Raw genomic sequence first — 23029 nt, forward strand, 5'->3', positions numbered from 1 at the left:
CGCGCGATGACTCCCGTTCTCCTTGTCACTGACGTCCTCATCTGGCTGCTGTTGGTCATGGTGCTGGCTTATGTACGCCAAGTCATGTCCAGCCCCTTGCTCAAGCAATCGTGGTCGCTGGTGTTTCAATCGCGCCTTGCCTGCATCAGTGCGGTGCTGCTGGCGGTGGCGCTGTTGGTCACGCTTCTGGACAGTGTGCATTTCCGGGCCGACCCGGCGCGCCAAAGCCGCTTTGGAAGCCCGGTGATATCGGCGCTGGACTTGACCGTTGAGTCGCTGGCCACCCAGCGTGAGAAAAGTTACTCCGCCCCTTTGGCCACCCGCGCCCTCAGTAAGGAAACCATGGAGCGGGAAGGCAGGCCCGTGCGGGATTATCCCCGTCTGAAGTTCGGCGGAAAACACCTGAAAGACGAAGCAACGAAGGGGGCCGACCTTGCTGAACGGGCGTGGCGCGGCCTGTTGCTCGGGGGCTTGGTGTGGGCCTTGGTGGTGTGGGTGTTCTGGCTGGTTCGCCGTGCTACGGCGGCCGAGGCCAACCGACCCGCTGTGCTCGCATTGAGCGGGTCACCCGCTTTGCATGCGGTGCTCATTACCTTGTTCGTGGTGTGCGTCACCGGTGGGGTGTTGTCGCAGTGGTCGGCTGGCTACCATGTGTTGGGCACCGACAAAGTCGGCATGGACGTGCTTTATATTTCACTCAAAAGCGTGCGCACAGCCATGTTGATCGGCCTGCTCACCACCTTGCTCACATTGCCCCTGGGCGTGGCTTTGGGCTTGGCTGCTGGGTATTTCTCTGGCTGGGTGGATGACCTTATCCAATACCTTTACACCACCTTGAACGCCATTCCCTCGGTGCTGTTGATTGCAGCCACCATGCTGATGTTGCAGGTGGCCCTGGACGCCAACCCTGACTGGTTCTCCAGCTCTGTGGAAAAAGCGGACCTACGCTTGTTCTTCCTGTGTGCCATTCTGGGCTTAACCAGCTGGACCGGCTTGGCCCGGCTGTTGCGCGGCGAAGTGCTCAAGTTACGCGAACAAGACTACGTGCTCGCCGCCCGCGCCAACGGCGTGCCCCATTGGCAGATTCTCTTCACCCATTTGTTGCCCAACTTGATGCCATTGGTATTGATTTCCCTGGTCATGGATTTTTCAGGCTTGGTGCTGGCCGAGGCCGTACTGTCCTACGTGGGTGTGGGGGTTGATCCAAGTACTTTCTCTTACGGCACCATGATCAATGCGGCCAGGCTCGAGTTGAGTCGAGACCCCTTGGTGTGGTGGTCCTTGGCTGCCGCATTCGTATTCATGCTCATGCTGGTGTTGTCAGCCAACCTGTTTGCCGACGCAGTGCGGGACGCCTTTGACCCCCGAGCGCGCCAGTTGAAACAGTCTTTGGTGAGGGTTTAGGCCATGAGTCTGCTTCATGTGAATCAACTGACCATGCGACTGGCCTCCGAGGCTGGCTGGGTTCACGCATTGGACGACATGGCGTTGACCATCGAGCGTGGCCAGACCTTCGCCCTGGTTGGCGAATCGGGCTGTGGCAAATCCATGACAGCCCTGTCGATTGCCCGCCTGTTGCCTGACGCAGGCGCCATCATCGCCGGGCAAGTCAATTTATCGGACCGCAAGGCGTCGCCACAACAAGACCTGCTGCAATTGACTGAACGCCAAATGCGGGCGGTGCGTGGCAAGCGCGTGTCCATGATATTTCAGGAACCCGGTACCAGCCTGAACCCAGTCATGACCGTGGGCGAACAGTTGCTAGAAGTGCTGCAAACCCATTTGAAGCTGGACAAGGTGGCCGCCTTGGCCAAAGCGGCGGAGTGGTTGGACCGGGTGGGCATTCCCGAGCCCAAGGCGCGTTTGAATCACTACCCCAATCAGTTGTCTGGCGGACAAAAACAGCGGGTCATGATTGCCATGGCCCTGGCCACACAACCCGACTTGCTGATCGCAGATGAGCCCACCACAGCCTTGGACGTGGCCATTCAAGCCCAGGTGCTGGACCTGCTGAAAACCCTGCAGGCTGAAGAGGGGATGGCCATGCTGCTGATCACCCACGACCTGGGCATCGTCCAGCAAATGGCCCACACGGTGGGGCTCATGTACGCAGGCCAACTGGTGGAAGTGGCCAGTATTGATGCATTTTTTGCCAACCCCCTGCACCCCTACGCACGGGCGTTGATGAGGGCCTTGCCCAGTGCCGCCAACCGCGGCCATGCCTTAATTGCCTTGGAGGGCCGGGTGCCCTCGCTGGTGAATTTGCCGCAAGGTTGCAGGTTCGCGCCGCGTTGTGAACACCGAAAAGAGGTGTGTACTGAGGCAGGCCCAGCCTTGCGGCCTGCGAACGAGCAACATCAGGTCCGGTGTGTGCGTGCCCATGAAACTCTGGTTCAGCATTCACCATCCGTGGCTGTGCAGGGTTCTTCGGTCGAGCAAAGCCAATCGGAACCTGTGATGGCCTTGAAAGCGCTGTCTGTCGCCTACGCCCAGCAGGGAAGCTGGCTGAAAACCCGTCACACCACCACCCTGCATGGCCTGGATGTGGCGCTGATTCCCGGTCGAACGGTGGCCTTGGTGGGTGAGTCCGGTTCGGGTAAAACCACCGCCGCTCGGGCCATCCTCGGCCTGTTGCCCGGTTCAGCCAAGGTTCAGGGTGAGGTGACTTTAAAAGGCAAGCCATTACAAGCTTGGGGTGAGCGTGGCCCTGACGGTTGGCGGCGCCAGGTCCAGTTTGTGTTTCAAGACCCATTTGCCTCGTTGAACCCGAGGCACCGTGTGCAGGAAATTCTCGAAGAGCCGCTGGTACACCTTCGCCCCGACCTTGACGCCTCAAGCCGCCAGCAACGCGTCCTTCAAATGCTTGAGGAAGTGGGTTTGCCGCCCACAGCCACTGATCGGTTCCCGCATGAGTTTTCTGGCGGGCAACGTCAACGCATCGCCTTGGCAAGGGCGCTGGTCAGCGAACCCTCGGTGCTGGTGTGCGATGAGCCCACCTCGGCCCTTGATGTGTCCGTGCAAGCGCAGATCCTCAACCTGTTGCGCACTTTACAGGCGCGCACGGGCGTGGCGATGCTGTTCATCACCCACAACTTGGCGGTGGTTCGTTACTTGGCTGATGAAGTGGTGGTGTTGCGGCACGGCCGCGTGGTGGAGCGAGGGCCTGCACGGCAAGTGTTCGAGTCCCCGCTTGACCTTTACACCCGGGAACTGATCGCTGCGGCCCCCCACCTTTGAGTTGCGTGATTCGCTTAACGTCGGGCTTTGCCCTTGGGGCGGGTTTGACGGGCAACCCCTTTAGTCGCCGACTTGGCTTTGGCGCCTGAGCGGCTTGCAGACCGGGTTCCCGTTTGCACGGACTCCGTGCCACCCGGCAATCGCAGTGTGCTGCCGGGTTTGAGCAGTGTGCCACGGCCCAATTTGTTCATGGCTTTCAGGTCGTCCAAGTCCACCCCGTAGCGCTGGGCAATCTCCGTCAGCGTGTCGCCCTTTCGAACCTTCACCACCTTCGGTGCCCGTCGGGTTGACTGACCGCCACCAAAGCCGTCAGTGGCCCCAAGGCTGGCTGCCCGGCCCCCATCAAACTGGTAACTTTGCAAGGTTTCGCGCAGCTTGCCTTCGTGGTACACCGGCACCAGCAAGGTTGCGCCCTGTGAGGCATACAACACCGGCTGATTAAGCCCGCTGTTCAACTTCTTGATGGAATCAAGGTCAATGTCGGCCAGCCTGGCCAACTCACGCAGGTCCAGGTTGGTGGGGTGGCTGATCTCGGTGAAATAGGGAGAGTACGGTACGTCCGGCAAGGTGACATTGAAGTCTTCCGGTGTCATCAGCAGGTTTTTCAGGGCTTGCAGCTTGGGCACGTAATTGCGGGTTTCCGCGGGCATGTCCAGGTTCTCGTAGGTGGGTTCCAACCCTCGGTCCCGCGCCCGTTTCACGGCCCGCAGCACCGACCCTTCACCCCAGTTGTAGGACGCCAGGGCAAGATGCCAGTCCTTGTGCATGTCGTACAGGTAGGTCAGATAGTCCAGCGCCGCCCGGGTCGATGCTCGAATGTCCCGACGTTCATCCACATAGCGGTTTTGTTTCAAATCAAAATTGCGGCCTGTGCTGGGGATGAACTGCCACAAGCCCTCCGCCGCTGCGGGAGAGCGTGCGTTGGGGTTGAACTGACTTTCCACGAAAGGAATCAGCGCAAGCTCGGTGGGCAGCCCTCGCTTGAAGCATTCTTCCGCAATGAAATACAGGTAAGGCCGGGAACGCACCAGCATCAGGTTGACCATGCGGGTGTTTTTACGCAGAAAACGCTCGTGTTCGAACACCCGCGAGTTGTTCAAATTGTTCAGCGCAAACCCCTTGCGCAGATGTGTCCACACATCGGCAGTGGGCTCGGGAAGGTCTTCCGCATTCACCACCGGGCTTGGAAAGTCAGGCACCGGGGTGATCTTCAACTCAAGGCCGCCCCGCGCACTGGGTTTGATCAGCGGATCGGGGGTGATTTGGGGCGACACCAAGCCGAACACCCGGCCATCATCCCCCTGCCAATTCAGGCGGACTTCTTCACGGGCGGATTGGGCACCGGCTGGCCCGCCGACTGCCCAGCCCAAAACCACAACGGTAACCATGCCCACCACGTTTCGCATGGGCTTGCGAAACAGGCGTGAAGGTTGGGCTGTTGATGGCCGAGGGTTGAACAACACGAATTGTCAGTCCTGAAGAGGGCGGTTTCGGGGAGCTGAATCCTAAGTGCACCGGGCGCACAGGGTCAACCCGAGGTGAATGTGATCACCCTCAAGGACTAAACCCCAATCAGCAGGCTTCAGCGCAAGGTCTCAAAACCAGGCCCCCGATGTGGGTGTTAGCCTTTGAAATGGTCCTTGCTTGTTCTTAAATTCTTGAATTCAATCGAGTTTTTTGATTTCAGAAACAGGTTTGACCTCATTTCCGTACCCAACTCAACGGGTATTGTACTGGCCTTACGACCTCTGATTTCTTGTACCTCGTTCATTCGGGTCCGGATGTCCGCATCCTCAGGCGCCATGGCCAACGCAAATTTCAGGTTCGATTCGGTGTATTCGTGGGCGCAAAAGACCAAAGTTTCAGCCGGCAGCGCCGCCAGTTTTTGCAGGGATTCATGCATTTGCTCAGCCGTGCCTTCAAACACCCGGCCACAGCCGCCTGAAAACAGCGTGTCTCCGCAGAACAGCCAATGCCGATTCGAACCCGTTACCTCCGCCACATAGGCCACATGGTCCAGAGTGTGCCCGGGCACCTCCAGTACCTTCAGTCGCAGATCAGGCCATTCCAAGCGGTCGCCTTCGGCGAGGCGGTGTGTCACCTGGGGCACCCGGCTGGCGTGACTGGCCCACACCGGCACTGTGGCTGTTGCGGATTCAAGCAGTGACTGCACGCCACCCACATGGTCCGGGTGGTGATGTGTCACCAAAATCCCGCTAAGATGAACACCATGCTGGTTCAAAAACACCTGAACCGTGTCTGCGCAGCCCGGGTCCACGGCTATGGCCGACCGGCTCGCGCCGTGAACCAGAACCCAGAGGTAATTGTCGGCAAATGCGGGCAAGCCAAAGACTGACCATTCGCCAAACTGAGAAGCCTTGAATGATTCCATCTGAACCCCTGGTCGAACTGAGTGAACAACAGGCCCACATGGTAGCACTGGAGTATTGGCTTGCCTCCCACGCGGGTCAGTACTTCGTTCAGCGTGAGCAGGCTTGGCTGGACCGCACCGTGCCCGACCTGTTCGGGTTTCGGGCGGTGCAATTGGGCACCCGTGCAGTCGATGGTTTGCGGGAAAGCCGGATTCCTCACCGGGCCTATGTTCAGGACATCATTCGAACGGCAGGGCCTCACGAGCCAGATCAAGCCCGCCCAGCCGTTGCCGATTGTTACGCCAGCTTTGAAGACCTGCCGTTTGATTCGCAGTCGCTGGATTTGGTCGTGTTGCCCCATGTACTCGAGTTCGCCGCCGACCCTTTGCAGGTTCTTCGGGAGGTAGACCGTGTCTTGATGCCTGAGGGCAGGGTGCTGATCACCGGTTTTAACCCCATGTCTTTGTGGGGGCTGCGCCAATCGCTGTTCGGGCGATGGAAGCCTGTCTGGCCGCAGGGGTGCGAACCCATACACCTGGTGCGTTTAAAAGAGTGGTTGAAGGTGTTGTCCGTAGAACCCGAATTTGGGCGCTTCGTGGGCTACCGTTTCCCGGCCTTCAGTGAGCATGGCCTGCAGCGCATGCCCTTCATGGAAAAGGCCGGTGACCGGTGGTGGCCGGTGTGTGGTGGGGTCTATTGTTTCGGGGGCATCAAACGCATTCGTGGCATGCGCTTGGTCGGCCCGGCATTCAAGGACCGCAAACAGTTGGCCGTCAAAAGTTTGAAGCCGGTCACTCACCAAGCCATCAATAAATCCGGCAACAACCCCCTACAATAGCGCCCTAGCCATGAATGATGGGGTTAACGAAGTGAGTTCAGCCAGTGGGGCCGTGCCGGCCGTGGTGATGTATGCCGACGGTGCATGCAAGGGCAATCCCGGCCCCGGCGGCTGGGGCGTATTCTTGGAGTCGGGCACCCATGCGCGCGAATTGTGTGGCGGTGAACTCAACACCACCAACAATCGCATGGAATTGACGGCCGTCATCGAGGGCTTGCTGGCCCTGAAAAAGCGCTGCAGCATCGATGTGTACACCGACTCCCAATACGTGCGTAAAGGCGTGCTGGAATGGATGCCCAACTGGAAGCTCAATGGCTGGAAAACCGCTGACAAAAAACCCGTCAAAAACGCGGACCTTTGGCAGCGCCTGGACGGGCTTGCGGCCCAGCATGTTGTGCGCTGGCATTGGGTGAAGGGCCATGCAGGCAACCCCGGCAACGAGAAAGCCGACGCGCTGGCCAACCAAGGTGTGGACAAAGCCAGGCAACAGGCCTGAAGCAATCAAGTTAGAGGATACAGATGCGCTACGTCGTACTCGACACGGAAACAACAGGACTTGAAGTCAGGCAAGGCCACCGAATCATCGAAATTGGTTGCGCAGAAGTGGCTGGCCGTCAGGTCACCCATCACACCTTTCACGAATACATCAACCCGGAACGGGCTGTCGACCAAGGTGCCTACGAGGTTCACGGCATTTCAGACGACATGCTGGCGGACAAACCCAAGTTCCCGGCGATTGCCCAGCGGTTTCTGGATTTTGTTCAGGGCAGTACCCTCATTATTCACAACGCCACCTTCGACTTGGGGTTCCTCGACGAAGAACTGGGCAGGATGGGCTTGGGCAAAATGCGGGACCATGTTGAGGATGTGATCGACAGCCTGCTCATGGCGCGCGAGATGTTTCCGGGCAAACGCAACAACCTCGACGCGCTGTGCGACCGTTTGGGGGTCAACAACAGTCACCGGCAGTTCCACGGGGCGCTGTTGGATGCCCAAATTCTCGCCGAAGTTTACCTGGCCATGACACGTGGTCAAGATGCCCTGGTGATTGACCTGGCCAATGAAACCCGCGGCTCAGGGGGTGTCTCAGCCGACTTGGGAGGGCTACGCCTGCCCGAACCGGAACTGCCTGCCGAGGATGCACAGGCCCATGAGCATTACCTTGCCGGGTTGGACAGCGAAAACAAAGCAGCCTGTCTGTGGCGGCAGTGCGAGGCCAATCAGGCCGCTTAAGCCTTCGTCAATCCCCGCAGGGGGTGTTCACCCGCAGTGATGAAATTCACCTCCAAACCCCAGTCGAGTCTTGCCAATTCCTGTCGCGGTCGTTCAAAGTTCAAAAACATGCACATCAATCCGTCACATCGGACATCATGTGACGATAGCGGGGCAGGCCAAGAATCAATGCCCTCAATGATGTTGAGCCACCGATATAATGGCCCTTGATTGTCAGACCATGACTGCCCCTTGGGCCTGAGAGAGACAGATATGGACAAACACTCCACAGTGGAGGTGTTGGGGTGCAGCGGCAGTATCGGAGTGCCAAGGCAAGGCACCACGAGTTTCCTGATTGATCACGACATTCTCATCGACGCAGGCACTGGCCTGTGCGAGCTGCCTTTTGAGCGTCTGGAGCCCATCGAACATGTGCTGATCACCCACCCGCACCTTGATCACATTTGTGGCCTGCCTTTTCTGGTGGACACGGTGGGTGTTGTTCGATCCGCTCCCTTGAAGGTTTACGCCATTGCCCCCACTTTGGAGGCGCTCAAGACCCATATTTTCAATGGCCACATCTGGCCCGATTTCTCTCGAATACCCGATGAGGTTAACCCGGTCATGCAGTTTGTTGAAATCCAGCCGGGGGATGAACTCGTGCTGGGTCAGCGTCGCTTGACAACTGTAGAAGTCCCTCACACAGTCCCAGCTGTCGCGGTTTTCCTGCATACACCCACCGGGGGTTGGTGTTTCTCAGGGGATACCCACCAAACAGAACCGTTGTACTCCCTTCTCAACTCAAACAAAAAGGTCGACTATTTCTTCCTCGAGGCAGCGTTCCCTGACAAAGAGCGTTGGCTCGCCGATTTGGCGCAGCACCTTTGCCCAAGTCTGGTGTTCGAAGAGCTGGAAAAACTCGAGGACGATTGCGAGGTCTGGATCACCCACCTCAAACCCCGAGAAGCAGACTTGATCGAACAGGAATTGAAGCAGTACCAGGGCAGTCGGCCCTTGCGTATCCTGTCGGCCGGCATGGTTTTCAACATTTGATTTGAGTTCTCTCTGATGAGTGCTTCAGCCTCCGGGCCGCTGCATGCAGCGGCAGCTGGTCTGTTTCTCATGCTTCCCTTTCTGGCTCACGCCCAGACATCGTCCTCCCCAACCACCGAGCAGGTTTCCCCCGCATTTGTGGTCACTGAGTTCAGTATCGAAGGGCCCGAGTTGGTGCCCCGTGCTGAGGTGAAGGCCGTTCTGAAAGCCTTTGAAGGCCGCCCAATCACCTTTGAAGAATTGCGGCAGGCCACTGTGGCCGTAGAGGCCTTGCATGCCGCCAAAGGGTTTGAAGTGGTTCGGGTGCTGATTCCGGAGCAAGAGGTTGCGCCAGGGCAAAGCCTGGTGCTGCAAGTGGTGGATGCCCGGCTGGATGTGGTGACCGTTGCCGGCAACGATTTTTTCCCCTCTGAAAGTATTCTGCGGGGTTTGACCGTCCTCAAGCCTGGTGCACTCATCAACACCCGCGACATGGACCGTAATCTGAGGTTGATCAATGACAACTCATCGCGGGTTGTGCGGGTCAATCTCGAGCCCAGTGACAAACCCGGTCTTGTCGATGCCAAGGTGAACGTTGCCGACCAAGACGTACTGCTCAAATACATCACGCTGGACAACACAGGCACCAATGCCACTGGCGATTTTCGCCTTGGCCTGGCCCTGCAACACAACAATGTGTTTGGCCGTGATCACATGGCCACGTTCCAGTTCATCACCTCCCCCGGTCATTGGTCCGATGTCGAGGTGTACGCACTCAACTACAAAATTCCGTTTTACCAACAGGACTCCCTGTTGGAATTGTCGTTCACTGACGCCAACGTGAATGCGGGAAACCTGGGCTTGGGCGGTACGACTGTTTCTGTGCAAGGGGCAGGTACCACCGCAGCCATTCGCTGGACACACCTGCTCGACCGCCTTGCCGGCATGGACCAACGCGTGACTGTGTCGCAAGAGTACAAGCAGTTTGTCAGTCAGGTGCAACTCAACGGCACCGGGGCCAGCCTGGTGCCCAACCTTGAAAGCCGCCCCACGGGGGTTAGTTACTCATTGGTGGACACCGACGAAGGCGCCACCGGCTCTCTGCAGGTTGCGTACTACAAAAACCTTGTGACGGGCGGCGACAACTCCACAGCCCAGTATGTACTGGCCAACCCCGCAGCCAAGGCCGATTTTGATTTGTTCAAGTTCAGCGCCAATTGGTCCCGTCAAGTCTTGGGCAATTGGCGGTTCACGGCCCAGCTGGATGGCCAGTATTCCGGCGATGCTCTGATTTCTGGCGAGCAGTTCGGTGCCGGGGGCATTTACTCTGTTCGTGGTTTTGAGGAACGGGTCATTTCCGGCGATTCAGGCTTGCGGCAATCCTTGGAACTGCTGGGGCCCGATTTCAGCAAGCGGATCAGCCCGTTGTTTGAGCGCCTTCAACCTGTGTTGTTTGCCGAAGCCGCGCAGTTGCGCCTGCAGCAAGCCCCAAACAACGGGCGCTCCGAGCCTTACATCAGTTCATTCGGTGCAGGGCTTCGCTTCGCTTTTGCACCTCGTCAGCAGATCAGGCTGGACCTTGCGCGCGTGGTGTCTGGCGTGCCTATCCAACCCCATGGCGACATGATGCTGCATTTCTCTTTTGCGTCTGCGCTGTGAAGGGGCTTGACATGACTCCCGTGAATTCCACCCAATCCAAGGGCGCCCCCATGAAACGCCATTCTCCTGCTCGGGTTGCGAGCGCATTTCGCCGCAAAATTCTGGTCAGCGCCGTGGCGGCAGCCGTCAGTCCACTGGCGGTGGCCAACCCCACCGGCATGTCGGTGGTTGCGGGGCAGGCCACACTTCAACAGTTGGGGACTCTCACCCAGATCACCAACACGCCGGGCACCATACTGAACTGGAACCAGTTCAATATTCCTGTGGGTTCGACCACTCAATTCATTCAGCAAAGTGCGGCCAGCCAAGTGTTCAACCGGGTGACTGGTGGCGATGTTTCTCAGATTCTGGGTACTTTGCAAAGCAACGGCCAAGTCTTTCTGATCAACCCGGCCGGGGTGTTTTTTGGGCAGCACGCAGTGGTGGACACCGCTGGTTTTCTGGCCAGTTCGCTGGCCGCCAGCAATGCCGATCTGCTCAGTGGCCATTTGCGGTTTGACAGCCAAGGGCGCCAAGCCGGGGCCATCATCAACGAGGGGCAGCTCACCGCCAGAAATGGTGGCTCCATCGTGTTGCTTGCCCCTGACATTAAAAACACCGGAATCGTTCATGCGGACGGTGAGGTGCTGTTGTCTGCGGGGCACAGCGTCACCGTCATGGACATGAACAACCCCACCGTTGGGCTCACCATCAATGCAGCCGCAGGCGGACAGGCCGTCAACCTAGGGCAGCTCATCGGTCAGCGGGTGTCGGTGTTTGGCAGTCTGGTTCAGCACACGGGGGTGATTGAGGCGCGCTCAGCCAGCGTGGGCGCAGGTGGTGTTGTTCGCCTCAGTGGCGCTGCTGGTGGAACACAGGTGTCCGGCACTGTTCGCGCCGATTCCACCACGGGTCAAGGTGGGCGAGTAGTGATTACCGGTGACCGTGTGGTGATCGAAGGCAATACAACACTATCGGCCAACGGTCAGACCGGTGGCGGGCAGGTGCAGGTCGGCGGTGGCTGGCAGGGCCGGGATTCCTCGGTGCCCAATGCGCAGTACACCGAAGTCAGGGCTGGTGCACAGCTCAGTGCCAACGCTCTGCAAAGCGGAAATGGCGGGGAAGTCGTCGTTTGGAGCGACGGCGACGCGCGCGTATTCGGCGAAATTCAGGCCAAAGGCGGGGCACTGGCAGGCCACGGTGGCCGGGTTGAAACCTCTGCAAAAGATCAGTTGGTGGTGGGTGCGTCAGTGGACACCCGCGCACCCCAAGGTCAGGCTGGCTTGTGGTTGTTGGACCCAGAAAATGTGGTGGTGGGCAATCTGTCCCTGGGTGGCACCATCGAGGCCAGTACGGTCATCAATAACCTGGTGTCCAACGGCAACGTGATTCTCGAAGCCAACGGCAACACGACGCTCGGTACCGGCGGTGACCTGACCGTACTTGAATCGATCTTGCTGGGCGGCAACTGCTCGGGCGTGGATTGTTCTCCTCACTTGGTCTTGAAGGCCAACAGGGTGATTGACATCAAAGCGCCCATCGGAATCAGCGGGGGGAATCGACAGGAGTTCAATCTGTACGTCGTACACGATGTGGACCGCCCCGTGTACGTGCGCGCCCCATTAACGCTTGGAAGCCAAGGCAGTCTCTTTGTGCTGCCTTTTGATGACGTTAATCTGGGGGCTTTAAGCAGCCCAGGCGGTGTTCTTCTGCCATCCGATGGGGTGAATTTTTTGCCAGGTGTCAACAGTCAAGGGGTTCAGAATTTGCCCAACCTGAAGGTGCTTGGCAACATGTCCCAATCGCCGTTTCCAGTGGGTAACCTCTCGTTCCCAGTGGCGGACCAAAGCACCAAACCCGAGACCTTGCGCATCTTTGGCAGCGAGGTTCGTCTGGGCCGTTTGACCACCAGCACCTTGCACAACAGTGACATCAACGAGCAGGTCCCGATCGATGTTGAGGTGCTGGGTGGTACGGCAGGCCAAAGCATCAGCGACCCGGTTATACCCGGGCAACTGACTTATAGTGCGGTCACCAATGCCCGTGAAGTACGCGTGCTTGAGGGGGGGAGTCTTCAAGCTGAGGAATTCGGATTAAACCCTTTCAGCGGTTCGGGTATGTCCGCCCGAGCCCTGCGTATTCGCGGTGGCAGCGCGGGCCTCACGGGTTTCAATACTCTGGACCAGATTGAGCTTGTGTCCGGCAACTTGAGTTTAAACCCGACCTCCAGCAATCTGGGTTTGTTGTCGGTTGGGGTCATGAACATTGGGCAGGGCGGCACTTTCAACGTCAACAACTCCACGGTGGTGGCCGGGGAGATTCATCTGGACGGCGGCCTGAACATCTTTGGCAATGGGTTTCAAGGGGAAGATTCGGGCGGTGTGCTGGTGGCAGACACGGTCACACTGAACGGCAGTCTGAACGTGAATGCTGGCATCGCCTTTTTACGCAGTACAACAGCCGGTGCGTCCTCGGTGATCACCTTGAACGATCGTGCTACCTTGGCCTTGGGCGACGACTTTTCAGGCCCTGGCGTCATTTCTGCTGAGGCCGGGCTTGCGCCGAGTGGCTTTTTTGCGACTCAGGGCGCCAAAATTGTGATGAATGGGTTGGGCGAAGACCCGATTGGCCCAGTGCAGGTGGATGACCCGTTTCAAGCCAGTTTTTTGAACCTGCGAGGTTCAACCATTGACTTGACCGGCTTGAACGGGAACCTCAGCACTCCAGTTCAAATTGAGTCCTATGGGTACCGCAATCACATCGGTACATCGGCCACGATCAGTCAAGGCAACACCACCGAGGCCGTCAGCAGTATGAACCTCAGCGGTGTGTCCCTGCTGGTCAATGGTGGCGCCGGTAACCAAGGTCGCGCACTGTCCATCGGCCAGTTTCCTGAACTCGTCGATTTCGGTTGCCCTGACTGCATTCCACCGATACTCCCTGTGTTCAGTTCAACACCCACAGTCAATTTGAACTTTGGCGGAACGCTCAACGTGGTGGATGGTGGCGTGCATATGTCGGGGGCTGTGCTGTCCACGCAAGGGGCTGTGATTCAAGTCAATGGCCCGACCAGTGCCGTGGCCTTCGATGGGCGATTCACCACCACGGATGTGAATGAGGTGAATCGTGCGTCAGGCGGGCGTTTACTGCTGCGCGGTGTTTGGGACAACACCGCCTCCGACACCAACCTGGCCTTGAGCCGTGGGGACATCGAAACCTACGACACGCTCACGATTGCTGGCGGAAACATCAGCCAATCGGCGGGTGTTGGGGCGCCAAACCGCATCAAGGTATTGAACCAAAGCAGTTTGATTCTTGAAAACACCGCCTTGTCTACCGTGGTCGACATGTCTCCGGAAAGTCTGCTTCTGCTGGCCCGGCAAAACAGCCAAGGGCAGGACACTCCTGCAGTGCAGATGCTCAGCGGTAGCCGAATTGACATGCACGGCAACGCTGTCGTGGTTGTGGAAACAGACGCAACGGGTGTGGCCACACTGAACGGCAATCTCACGATTTCATCCGGGGAACAGGGCAACCTCTTGTTGGCGGGTCGTCGGTTCACCAACACGGAGTCTGCTCAGGCCTTCACCGGCAACATGAGCCTGAATGTGGGTCAGGACGTGACGCTTGAGGTGACCGGCAACCAGTCTGTTTCCTCGCCTGCGCTCGACCTGTTCTACAGCAATCAAAATTCAAGCACACCGACCACGCGCCCCGTGTTCAGGGTTGGGCAACTCACGTCTGAAGCGGTAGCGATCGCTGAGTACCTGCCGTTCTCTACGCAGGTTCAAGGGCCTGCCACCACGGTGCTCAGCGGCTTTGGCAATCAAGCGGCGTATGTTGTGGATGGCGTACCAGACAGCCTGTTTGCCAATGGTGCCCCAGGCTATGGTTGTTCGGTGTCTGAGGCTTGTATCAAGTTCGCAGTCAACCAAACTGGTGCCTATTCGGGTCGTTTGGTGACCAGTTTAAGTTCTGAGGGCTTTTTCACGGTGTCCAACAGTGGGGCTGTGTTTGCGCCGGGCATCAACCTTGCCGCCCTTCAGTTCCTGGGCAGCTCGTCGACTGAACTCAGTTTTTTGTCGGGCGTTAGCACGCTGCGGGCCTCTGACCTTGCTGGTGGGCGTCGCCTTGTGGCAGGCGCAGGCGCAACAATCCGGTTTGGTGGCAACTCATCCAATGAATTGATCACCAGCGCAATCGAGAACAACGGCACCTTGGAATTCGCAGGCGATTACACACTCAGCGGTGCAATTACCGGTTCCGGCACATTCAATAATTCTGGGACTTTGAATTTCTCCGGTGGAACATTCAGCGTTGGCCCCGGTGGGTACAACCAAAGCAGCGGTGTAACCCGCTTTGCGATGGGCACCCAGTTTTTTGGGCCATTGAATGTCAATGGTGGTGAGCTTCGTGGGTTTGGTACCTTCACCGGGCCAGTCAATGTGGCCGGTGGTCGCCTTGTTCCGGGTGCTTCGCCCGGTGCGATGATCATCAACGGCGATTTCAATCTCGGGCCGAGCAGCGTTGTTGATATTGAACTGCAAGGCAACGGCGGACAGCCCGGCGTGGATTATGACTTCATTCAGGTCAATGGCAACGCTACGTTGGCGGGCCAACTGAATTTGTTGGATATTTCCAATGGCGGCTCAGGCGATGGCCTGCTTCCGGGCACACAATTCGCGTTCCTGCAAGCCAATTCAATCTCGGGGCAGTTTGACAACATCAATCGCTCCACCACTAGCCCGAACTACACTTTGGGCAATGTGGTGGTTTCACCCTCACAGGCGGGCAGCTTTCTTGTGGTGGACGTGGTGGGCAATGTGACTCCACCGCCGCCCCCACCGCCACCGCCACCGCCGCCACCGCCGCCTCCACCCAGTGGTGCGAGCGGGTCGTCTGGCTCGCTCAGCACAACTACGGGTTCGACCGATTCAGCCGTGTCGCAGAACCTGACCCTGGCTTTTCAGCCTCAGCAAGCAGGCCCCGGCAACACTGGCCCTGCGGATGAGGATCAGTTGAAGGCCACGGCGCAGTCGTCGCCTGAAATGCAGGCACCGTTGGCTCCGCAAGGGCAGGGTATCGAGTTCAAAGCCCTGTCGAGCACGCCCAACCGGGCCTCGGCCGTGTGCCGGTAAGGGGCGGATTATGTTGAAGTTGTGTTGTGCAATCGTATTGGCCAGCATGTCATGGATGGCCCAGGCACAGAGCTCCCCGTCCAGCCCGGTGCCTTTGGACAACCGGCCAGTGGCTGGCACCATCAAGGTGGTCACTGGGCTTGTGAACTTGAAAAGTGCTGATGGCAAACAGCGGTTCGCGTCGGCCGGAACTCGGCTATACACGGGCGATGTCATCAACACGCAAGCCAAAAGTACAGCGGTTCTGGAGTTCGTGGACACCACGCAGGTGGCGCTCAGGCCCACCAGTACGTTTGTGGTCGAGAACTACCAGTATCAGCCAGATCAGCCGATTGCCGACAAGGCAGAGTTCAAGCTGGTCAAGGGCGGCTTGAGGACGTTGACCGGTCTGATCGGCAAGCGCGGCAATGCCGATGCATTCGCCATGCGCAGTGAAACAGCAACCATTGGTATTCGCGGTACTGACTTCACGGCCCGTATTTGTCGGTCTGGCGATTGCAACAGCTTGGTACCTGCCGAAGCGGAGCGGGCCACCACCACCAATTCCTCCAATGCGGATGTGGCTGGTCGGGTGTCTCAATTGACCGGTGAACTCAGTGCCACCAATTCCAAAGGACAAACCCGCAATCTGGTTCGTGGCGCTGCTGTATTCGCCGGTGATGTGGTGCAGGTCGCAGACAACGGTTTTGCCGTGTTGGCCATGGCTGATTCCACGCGGCTGACTTTGCCCGGTGGCAGTGCGATGCAGATGGCTGCCTATCGCTACTTGCCCAGCTCGCCGGAAACTTCTGTGGCGTCTTTCAAGTTGTTGAAAGGGGCGGTGAGGGCGGTCACTGGGGCGATTGCCAAGGCTGAGCCCAAGAATGTCAAGTTCTTCACCGACACCGCCACGATTGGGATCCGGGGCACTGCGCTGGATATGGCTTGTACGTCTGCCCCAACAGGGCAGGGGCAACAGGTGCTGGTCCAATGTACGGGTGGCACCAACCTGCTGGTTGAGATGCGGCAAGGGTCGATTGTGGTCACTGCTGGGGCGAACAACACCGTGGTCAATGCAGGGCAAGCGGCACAGATATCTGCGGGACAGTTCAATGTTCAGATACTGAATACCTTGCCGGGCCTGCTCAATACATTGCCGAACTCAGGCCCTTTGCCCGAGCAGACCCCCGCCAACTTCGAGGCCTTGTCATCCACGCCGGTACAGGCTTTGGCGGGTGGCGCTCAGGGTGAAGAATCCCAGTTGTTCGTGTCTGTAAACGATGGAACCATCGTCATCAGCAACGGGGCGCAACCCCCTATCGAAGTGAATCGTGGAGAAGGCGCATTTGTAAGAACATTGACGGACTTGCCACCAACCTTGCTGGTGGCCCCACCGGATGTGTTGATCAAGGACAACACCTTGGCCGCACCGCCATTCACCGCGCCTCAATGTTCTCCGTGAGTTGGGGGGCTTGTTGATCAGGAGTCTGCATGACAAAGCACTGGCGTCGATGGGCGGTTAAGGCCTTCAGGATCGGCGTCGGTCTGACCTTCACCGCCATCGCGCTGCTCAATGTGCTGGGGCTGGCACCCTCTGAGGTGGTCACCAGGTTGGACAGCCTGATTTATGACATTCGCCTGAAAGCGTCCACTGCGGAGGTCGAGCTCGATCCTCGAATTCTCATCGTGGACATTGATGAGTTCTCTTTGGGCGAGCTCGGGCGTTGGCCATGGTCACGCGATGTGATGTCTCAACTGGTCACCCGTTTGCACGATGATCTGGGGGCTGCAGTGATCAGCTTCGACATTGTGTTTGCGGAGGCACAAGCGACCGACTCCATGGACACTCTCGACCTGATTGCACAGGCCAAACCCGAGTTGGCCAGTCAGTTGGGCCAGGTGCAAAGCTTGGTCAAAAGCACTTTTGACCGGGATGCCCAGTTTGCTGAGGTCATTTCTTCCCGGCCTGTGGTGTTGGGGTATTACTTCAATCAGGATTCCAGCGCCGTATCGGGCGCACTTCCACCCGCCCTTTTCAAACAAAGCCAGTTGGGCAATTTGCTGCTGGAAAGTTCTCGGTGGGAAGGCTATGGGGCCAATATTCACGCTTTGCAACGGCGGGCCCAAGGGGGCTATTTCAATCCCATGATTGACGACGATGGCACGGTGCGTTCCATTCCCCTGTTGGCCCGCTTCGGTGACGGGTTCTACCAAAGCCTGGCGCTGGCGACACTACGCCGCGCCATGGGTAACCCGCAGGTCATCCCTGTTTTTCCCGAGGGGGTGGGAGATGAATATGGTGCGGTCGACTCTATTGCGCTGCGGTCTGCTGATGTGGCCATGGACATTCCGGTTGAGCGGGGCTTGATCAGCTTAATCAAGTTTCGTGGGCGTGGCGGGCCCAAAGCAGGTGCTTACCGCTATGTGTCCGCCGCCACCATACTGGCCGGCGGGGTGAGCCGTGAAGAGGTGGAGGGCCGAATCATCCTTGTGGGCACCACAGCACCCGGCTTGCTGGATTTGCGAAGCACGCCAGTGAACCCCGCCTATCCCGGTGTGGAAATTCATGCGAATGTTCTCAGCTCCATGCTGGATGGCGATTACAAAATAAGGCCTGAGTATTCTCAAGGTCTGGTGTTCATCACCGTATTGGCTGTGGGCATCGTACTCAGCGTGCTCATGCCCTTGTTGTCCCCGGCATGGTCCTTGGGCGTCGCTTTGTTTGTGTTGATTGCCTCGGTTGCAGTGAACTCTGCCCTGTATTTTTTGGCAGATTTGGTGCTGCCGGTGGCGGTGGTGATGTTGTTGGTGCTCGCGATTTTCGTGTTCGACGTGGCCTACGGGTATTTGGCCGAGTCGCGCAGCAAACGCCAGATGGTCAGCCTATTCGGCGAGTATGTGGCGCCTGAATTGGTCAGCGAAATGGCGGCAGACCCCACCCGCTACTCGATGGAAGGCGAGAGCAGGGAATTGACGGTGTTGTTCTCTGATGTCAGAGGATTCACCACCATTTCAGAATCGCTCGAGCCCAACGAATTGCGAGAGTACATCAATGAATACCTCACCGCCATGTCCGAGATTATTCGTGGCCACCGAGGCACGCTGGACAAGTACATTGGCGACGCCATCATGGCCTTTTGGGGTGCACCCATTCCCGACAAGGACCATGCAAGCCTGGCCACCCAAGCCGCCATCGATATGCAGGCAGAGGCTGGGCGGTTGAATCAACGATTTCATGCCCGTGGCTGGCCCACACTTGAAATCGGTGTGGGTGTGAACACCGGCACCATGCGCGTTGGTGACATGGGTTCAAAAATCAGGCGAGCTTACACGGTGATGGGAGATGCGGTGAATCTGGGTTCTCGGCTGGAAGGAATCACCAAGACCTACGGTGTTGGCGTCATTGTGGGCCCGTTGACTCGGGAGAAGGCCATAGAGTTTACTCACCAAGAGCTGGATCAGGTTCGTGTGAAAGGCAAAAACGAGCCTGTTCCGATTTATGCACCGGTGGGCAAGGCGGGTGAGTTGAATGCTGAGCAAGAGGCTCAATTGGCGGCTTGGCACGCCATTCTTGAGCACTTCAGGGCACAACGCTGGACTTGTGTTCTGGAGAATCTGAAGGACCTTGAAGCCCAAACTGGCCCCAAGGCTTTGTACACGCTTTATCGTGAACGCGTGGATTACCTGACCCGAAACCCACCAGGGCCCGACTGGGACGGGGTGACCAAATTCGAGACCAAGTGAGTTGTTTGCACCTGTTCTCGCACGCATTCAGAAGTCTTGCCGAACCAGATAGTGTTCTGGTGAAACACGGCTGGCGGCCCCGGTTGGGCAGGCCCTGACACAGGCAGGCCCGCCGTCCTGGCCCACGCAAATGTCGCACTTCACCGCTTTTTTAATGGCATTGGGGTCGTAGGCGGATTCCCGTTGGCCCGGCTTGTCGCCCAAACCAAAGAGCAGCCACGTCAGCAAGCCCCCTTTCTTGGGGGGCGCTTTCACACTCATTTGAATGGCGCCGTAAGGGCAATTTCGCTGGCAGTTGCCGCATCCAATGCAGGTGTCTGCAATGACCACACCACCACTCTCGTTGCGACGTATGGCGTCCGGTGGGCAATCTTTCATGCAATGCGGAATCTCGCAGTGACGGCAAGTGTGGGGCAGATGGATGTTCTGAAAGCTTGGGCCAGTGATTCGAGCCATGCGTGAGACCCCATCGTGCGTGTCGGCGCAGGCTGTTTCGCAGTTGTCGCATTGCACGCAGAGGCTTTCGTCAATGACCAAGGCATTGGTGGCTTCACCCATGCCCTCGCGGATGAGGAATTTGATCAGCTCGCTGTCGCGCTCGGCTGGGTGCTCACGGAAGATGTTGTTCTTCATCCGCAAGTTGGCCTGGGCTTGAAGACTGGCACGCCAAGTCGGGTTGACCTCAAGAATCATTTGCACGGGCCCGGCTGGAAGCACCAGTGCTTCGGTGAAGACTGTGGCCGTCACTGTGCTGGTTCTTGGGCTGGCGCTGAGTATTTCCATTTCGCCCACATAGCCCCCTGCGGACACATAGGCAAGTACGGCCTCCTTGCCCGAGGATTGGTTGGACATCGCCACCGAGCCCCTGCGAATCAGGAGCAGGCAATCGGCAGCGTCACCACTGCGGTACACCACTTCGCCCTTGGAGTATTGCCGCACCTGAATGCCTTCGGACAACAAAGCATCGATGGATGGTGCGTCCAGCGAGGGGCCAAGGTAAGTGGAAATAGCCCTTCGGAAAAAGGTGTCGTCAATGGTTCGCCGAACACTTTCGACCGAAGCAATCAGTTTGAGCATGGCCTTGCGCGGCGTTTCGATCACCACACAGCTGGCACCAGCCCGCACAGTGGCAGTTCGTCGGCGGCCCGAGAGTAGTCCCATTTCACCGAAGTAGTTGCCTTGCCCCAGGTTCAGTACCATGGGTTTGCCATCACGGCCGACGAGGTCCAGGTCGACAGAGCCTTGAACCACCGAGAAGAAGGTGCTGGTGTAATCGCCCTTTTTGAAGATTAAAGCCCCTTTGGCGGGCGTGTGCAGGGTTGATTCCAGCATGAACTCTCGCAACTGAAGTTTGGTCATGCCCGCGAACAACGGAACGTTGTTGGCGATTCTGTCCAGCACTTCGGACACGCTGACATTGCCCAGGCCCTGGAATTTGGCGGCCAACAAGGGTTCATCGGCCGGCACCACCGGCAAGCCCATGATGGTGTCGACCACCTCTTGCCCCTGGTTCATGGCCTGTTTGATCAGGGGGTAGCCACCCAATGCACCCACGATGAACAAGCCGGGAACGTTGGACTCATAGGATTCGCTCAGGGCGGGCACGGCGTTGGGGTCTTTGTTGGGAAACTCAACGCCGAAGCTTTCAACCAGTTGCCGTGGCGGTGTTGCGCCCAGACGCGCGATGATGCGGTGAACCGGCAGCCCGACTTCTCCCTCGGGTCCTTTGTACACATAGCGCAGACTGGGCTGTCCCGGTGGCACCTCGCCGAGGTCTTCTATTCGCACCGTGTTGGTGTTGTACAGAATTTTCAGGTCTTCATTGCGGTCTGCCGCCAGAATCAGACTCAGGTTTCCTTCCTTGCAGCGGGCGAATTCTTCCTTGCGGTTCACCAGAAACACCTTGTTCTTGCCCATGAGGGCCAAGGCGTTTTCAATCGCGGCGTCGCCCGCACCGATCACCACAATCGTTTCGTCGCTGAACTCATCAGGGTCGCTCAGTGTGTACTGAACGGTGGGCAGGTCGTCGCCCGGGGTACCGATCTTGCGGATATTGCCTTGCAAGCCGATGCCCAAGATAACCGTGCGGGCTGTCATGTGCGATTTGTCTTCGCAGACAATGTGGAATGGGCCTGCACCGTCGCTGAGTTTACTGATGGCCTCCACCTTTTTTCGGTACTGGATGTTGACGTTCTGGTTGACCAGTTCGTTGTCCCAAGTGCCCAGAATGGTTTCGCGTTTTCCGGCTTCAAAGCTCATGCCGCTTCTCAACGGCAAAAAGCCGGGCTCGGCCATCACGTGTTTGCCCTTCTGGTACTTGTAGATGGTGTCCGAAGCGTGGTTTTCAGCCTCCAGCAGCACATATCGGCAACCGAGTGCCTGTGCGCGGGACGCCGCAGACAAACCGGCTGGCCCCGAGCCAACAATCACGATGTCGTAATCGGCGGGAGTGTCTGCAAACATGGGTTGAAGCTGGCCCCGCTGGGTTTGGGTGGCGTCAGTCATGGTTGTGGGCTCCCCAAGTCACGTTTTAATGCACTCAACTGTTGCTGGAATGCGTTGCGGTCATAGGCCTCATCGTTGCTTAACAGCTTAAGCAGCGCAGGCATTCGCGAATTGATTCGTTGCGTGAGGGCGGTGCGGGTTCCTGCAGCGTTGAGCACTGCACCCAGGCCCATATACACCTGTTCAGCACCTGCAAAATCGGGGTATTGGCGGTTGTTGGCCATCTGAATCAGCTCAGCGAGGGTGCGGTCCAACGCGGGGTCGGTCAGGGTAGTGCCAGCCACCTTTTGCCGCAATCCATTCATGGTTTCGCGCAGGTCCAGTGCAGCCTTTTCCAAGTTACTCAACCGTGAGCCACTGGCTGTGGCCGCCGCATGCAAGGCCTTGACCCGTTGCTCAAGCCCACCGGCTTCTTCGGGCAGCACCCCTCTGACAATGGCTTGCACCATCAGCAGGCTTGAATCGTTCAGACGTGGTTGCCCAGGGGCACTGGCCATCGGTTTTTCCCAGTCTTTCCGGCTCATGGGTGAGTGGCAGGCGTGGCAGTCGAACATCATGAACTCGGGCATGATGCCCTGCGTATTGCGTTGTGGGTTGCTGATGAGGTCCAGCAGGTTTGCCCCAGCGGCGAATTGGCCCATCGCCCATATTTTTGCGCTGGAGAATGAGCCCTTGCGCTTGCGCCAATCGTCGTCAATTCGATAGTGTGGCGGCTGAAGTGCCAAGAAAGTGTCCACTTCGATGGACATTCTCGGATGGCCTGCCCCCATGATTTGGTGGGTAATCGGGCGGCTGGAGTCGCCGATGTGGCAGCTCGTGCACAGCTTGCCCAGGGCGTAGGCGTCGTGGGTGGGGTACATGCCATCGGCCACGTTGCGGCTGCGTGTGGCATTGGGTTCGAGGTGAGTCTTGATCCACTTTTCTGCCGGGCCGTGGCACCCCTCGCAGTTCACGCCATCGGTGATGTCAAACCGTTCACCCCTGAGTTTGTTGGGTGCATTGTGGCTGTGACAGTCGAGGCAGACTTTGCTTTCATGCGCCGGTTGCGGCAAACCGAGGTTGCGGGCGATTGTTTTGGATTGTTCGTTTTTCAGGACTGCATAGGCCTGAGTGTGCGGGTCTTGTCGCAACCAGGTGGTGTATTCATTCTGCATCACCGGGGTGGCTGTTCGTTCGTCAATGCTGCCATGGCAGGTGCTGCTGGCACAGTTCACGGTGCCCACCGATTTGAAACCCGACTGGTGGGGCATGACTTGAGCCTGGGCCCATGGCCAGGTCAAGCTGGCTGCAAGAAGCAGACCCGCCTTGGTCCGGTGGCTGATCAGGATACTCAT

14 protein-coding genes are annotated in these 23029 nt (G+C 58.1%); 10 read left to right on the forward strand and 4 right to left on the reverse strand.

The annotated features are described in order from the left end of the window. Positions 1–6 precede the first annotated feature (6 nt). Positions 7–1404, forward strand: coding sequence for an ABC transporter permease (locus ACK4FF_RS12690; RefSeq protein ID WP_409709854.1), 1398 nt, complete (start codon positions 7–9; stop codon positions 1402–1404). 3 nt (positions 1405–1407) lie between these two features. After that, positions 1408–3237, forward strand: a complete 1830-nt coding sequence (locus tag ACK4FF_RS12695; protein ID WP_409709857.1) for a dipeptide ABC transporter ATP-binding protein — start codon at positions 1408–1410, stop codon at positions 3235–3237. Positions 3238–3251: 14 nt separating this feature from the next. Here the strand turns inward: ACK4FF_RS12695 and ACK4FF_RS12700 are convergent, their stop codons facing one another. Continuing rightward, positions 3252–4700 (reverse strand): transglycosylase SLT domain-containing protein, encoded by a 1449-nt coding sequence (locus ACK4FF_RS12700; protein WP_409709860.1) that lies wholly within the window; start codon positions 4698–4700, stop codon positions 3252–3254. A gap of 158 nt (positions 4701–4858) precedes the next feature. Then, entirely contained in the window at positions 4859–5629 is a 771-nt protein-coding gene (gene gloB / locus ACK4FF_RS12705) for a hydroxyacylglutathione hydrolase (protein WP_409709862.1), read from the reverse strand. On the opposite strand from gloB, the gene ACK4FF_RS12710 reads away from it, so the two are divergent. The 8 genes from ACK4FF_RS12710 (at position 5620) to ACK4FF_RS12745 (ending at position 19190) form a co-directional block, all read left to right on the forward strand. Then, positions 5620–6447, forward strand: coding sequence for a class I SAM-dependent methyltransferase (locus ACK4FF_RS12710; RefSeq protein WP_409709865.1), 828 nt, complete (start codon positions 5620–5622; stop codon positions 6445–6447). The two genes, gloB and ACK4FF_RS12710, sit on opposite strands and share 10 nt — an antisense overlap. A gap of 10 nt (positions 6448–6457) precedes the next feature. Then, on the forward strand, positions 6458–6943 hold the full coding sequence (gene rnhA, locus ACK4FF_RS12715) for a ribonuclease HI (protein ID WP_409709868.1): 486 nt from the start codon (positions 6458–6460) through the stop codon (positions 6941–6943). Positions 6944–6966: 23 nt separating this feature from the next. Then, positions 6967–7680 carry a DNA polymerase III subunit epsilon gene (gene dnaQ / locus ACK4FF_RS12720; protein ID WP_409709871.1) on the forward strand — a complete coding sequence of 238 codons (714 nt, stop codon included), beginning with the start codon at positions 6967–6969 and terminating at the stop codon, positions 7678–7680. Between the two features lie 252 nt (positions 7681–7932). After that, entirely contained in the window at positions 7933–8712 is a 780-nt protein-coding gene (locus tag ACK4FF_RS12725; RefSeq protein ID WP_409709874.1) for a 3',5'-cyclic-nucleotide phosphodiesterase, read from the forward strand. Between the two features lie 15 nt (positions 8713–8727). Next, positions 8728–10350: a ShlB/FhaC/HecB family hemolysin secretion/activation protein gene (locus tag ACK4FF_RS12730; RefSeq protein ID WP_409709877.1), complete on the forward strand. Its 1623-nt coding sequence runs from the start codon at positions 8728–8730 to the stop codon at positions 10348–10350. 11 nt (positions 10351–10361) lie between these two features. Further along, positions 10362–15467, forward strand: coding sequence for a filamentous hemagglutinin N-terminal domain-containing protein (locus ACK4FF_RS12735; RefSeq protein ID WP_409709880.1), 5106 nt, complete (start codon positions 10362–10364; stop codon positions 15465–15467). A 10-nt stretch (positions 15468–15477) separates the two neighbouring features. Beyond that, complete coding sequence (locus tag ACK4FF_RS12740) at positions 15478–16908, forward strand: FecR domain-containing protein (protein WP_409709883.1); 1431 nt, start codon at positions 15478–15480, stop codon at positions 16906–16908. 29 nt (positions 16909–16937) lie between these two features. Further along, on the forward strand, positions 16938–19190 hold the full coding sequence (locus tag ACK4FF_RS12745; RefSeq protein WP_409709886.1) for a CHASE2 domain-containing protein: 2253 nt from the start codon (positions 16938–16940) through the stop codon (positions 19188–19190). 27 nt (positions 19191–19217) lie between these two features. Here the strand turns inward: ACK4FF_RS12745 and ACK4FF_RS12750 are convergent, their stop codons facing one another. Further along, positions 19218–21695: a cyclic nucleotide-binding domain-containing protein gene (locus ACK4FF_RS12750; RefSeq protein ID WP_409709889.1), complete on the reverse strand. Its 2478-nt coding sequence runs from the start codon at positions 21693–21695 to the stop codon at positions 19218–19220. Next, the gene (locus ACK4FF_RS12755) at positions 21692–23029 is read right to left on the reverse strand and encodes a multiheme c-type cytochrome (RefSeq protein WP_409709892.1); all 1338 of its coding nucleotides are present in this window, start codon (positions 23027–23029) and stop codon (positions 21692–21694) included. The genes ACK4FF_RS12750 and ACK4FF_RS12755 overlap by 4 nt, the downstream gene beginning before the upstream one ends.

It is taken from the genome of Limnobacter sp. (assembly GCF_046297615.1).
In the GTDB taxonomy this organism is placed as follows: Bacteria; Pseudomonadota; Gammaproteobacteria; order Burkholderiales; family Burkholderiaceae_B; genus Limnobacter.

Bases quoted from the DNA above. Each gene is read 5' to 3' on its own strand.
- ACK4FF_RS12690 (WP_409709854.1), top strand. From the start codon at position 7: ATGACTCCCGTTCTCCTTGTCACTGACGTCCTCATCTGGCTGCTGTTG.
- ACK4FF_RS12695 (WP_409709857.1), top strand. From the start codon at position 1,408: ATGAGTCTGCTTCATGTGAATCAACTGACCATGCGACTGGCCTCCGAG.
- ACK4FF_RS12710 (WP_409709865.1), top strand. From the start codon at position 5,620: ATGATTCCATCTGAACCCCTGGTCGAACTGAGTGAACAACAGGCCCAC.
- gloB (WP_409709862.1), bottom strand. From the start codon at position 5,629: ATGGAATCATTCAAGGCTTCTCAGTTTGGCGAATGGTCAGTCTTTGGC.
- rnhA (WP_409709868.1), top strand. From the start codon at position 6,458: ATGAATGATGGGGTTAACGAAGTGAGTTCAGCCAGTGGGGCCGTGCCG.
- dnaQ (WP_409709871.1), top strand. From the start codon at position 6,967: ATGCGCTACGTCGTACTCGACACGGAAACAACAGGACTTGAAGTCAGG.
- ACK4FF_RS12725 (WP_409709874.1), top strand. From the start codon at position 7,933: ATGGACAAACACTCCACAGTGGAGGTGTTGGGGTGCAGCGGCAGTATC.
- ACK4FF_RS12730 (WP_409709877.1), top strand. From the start codon at position 8,728: ATGAGTGCTTCAGCCTCCGGGCCGCTGCATGCAGCGGCAGCTGGTCTG.
- ACK4FF_RS12735 (WP_409709880.1), top strand. From the start codon at position 10,362: ATGACTCCCGTGAATTCCACCCAATCCAAGGGCGCCCCCATGAAACGC.
- ACK4FF_RS12740 (WP_409709883.1), top strand. From the start codon at position 15,478: ATGTTGAAGTTGTGTTGTGCAATCGTATTGGCCAGCATGTCATGGATG.
- ACK4FF_RS12745 (WP_409709886.1), top strand. From the start codon at position 16,938: ATGACAAAGCACTGGCGTCGATGGGCGGTTAAGGCCTTCAGGATCGGC.
- ACK4FF_RS12750 (WP_409709889.1), bottom strand. From the start codon at position 21,695: ATGACTGACGCCACCCAAACCCAGCGGGGCCAGCTTCAACCCATGTTT.
- ACK4FF_RS12755 (WP_409709892.1), bottom strand. From the start codon at position 23,029: ATGAGTATCCTGATCAGCCACCGGACCAAGGCGGGTCTGCTTCTTGCA.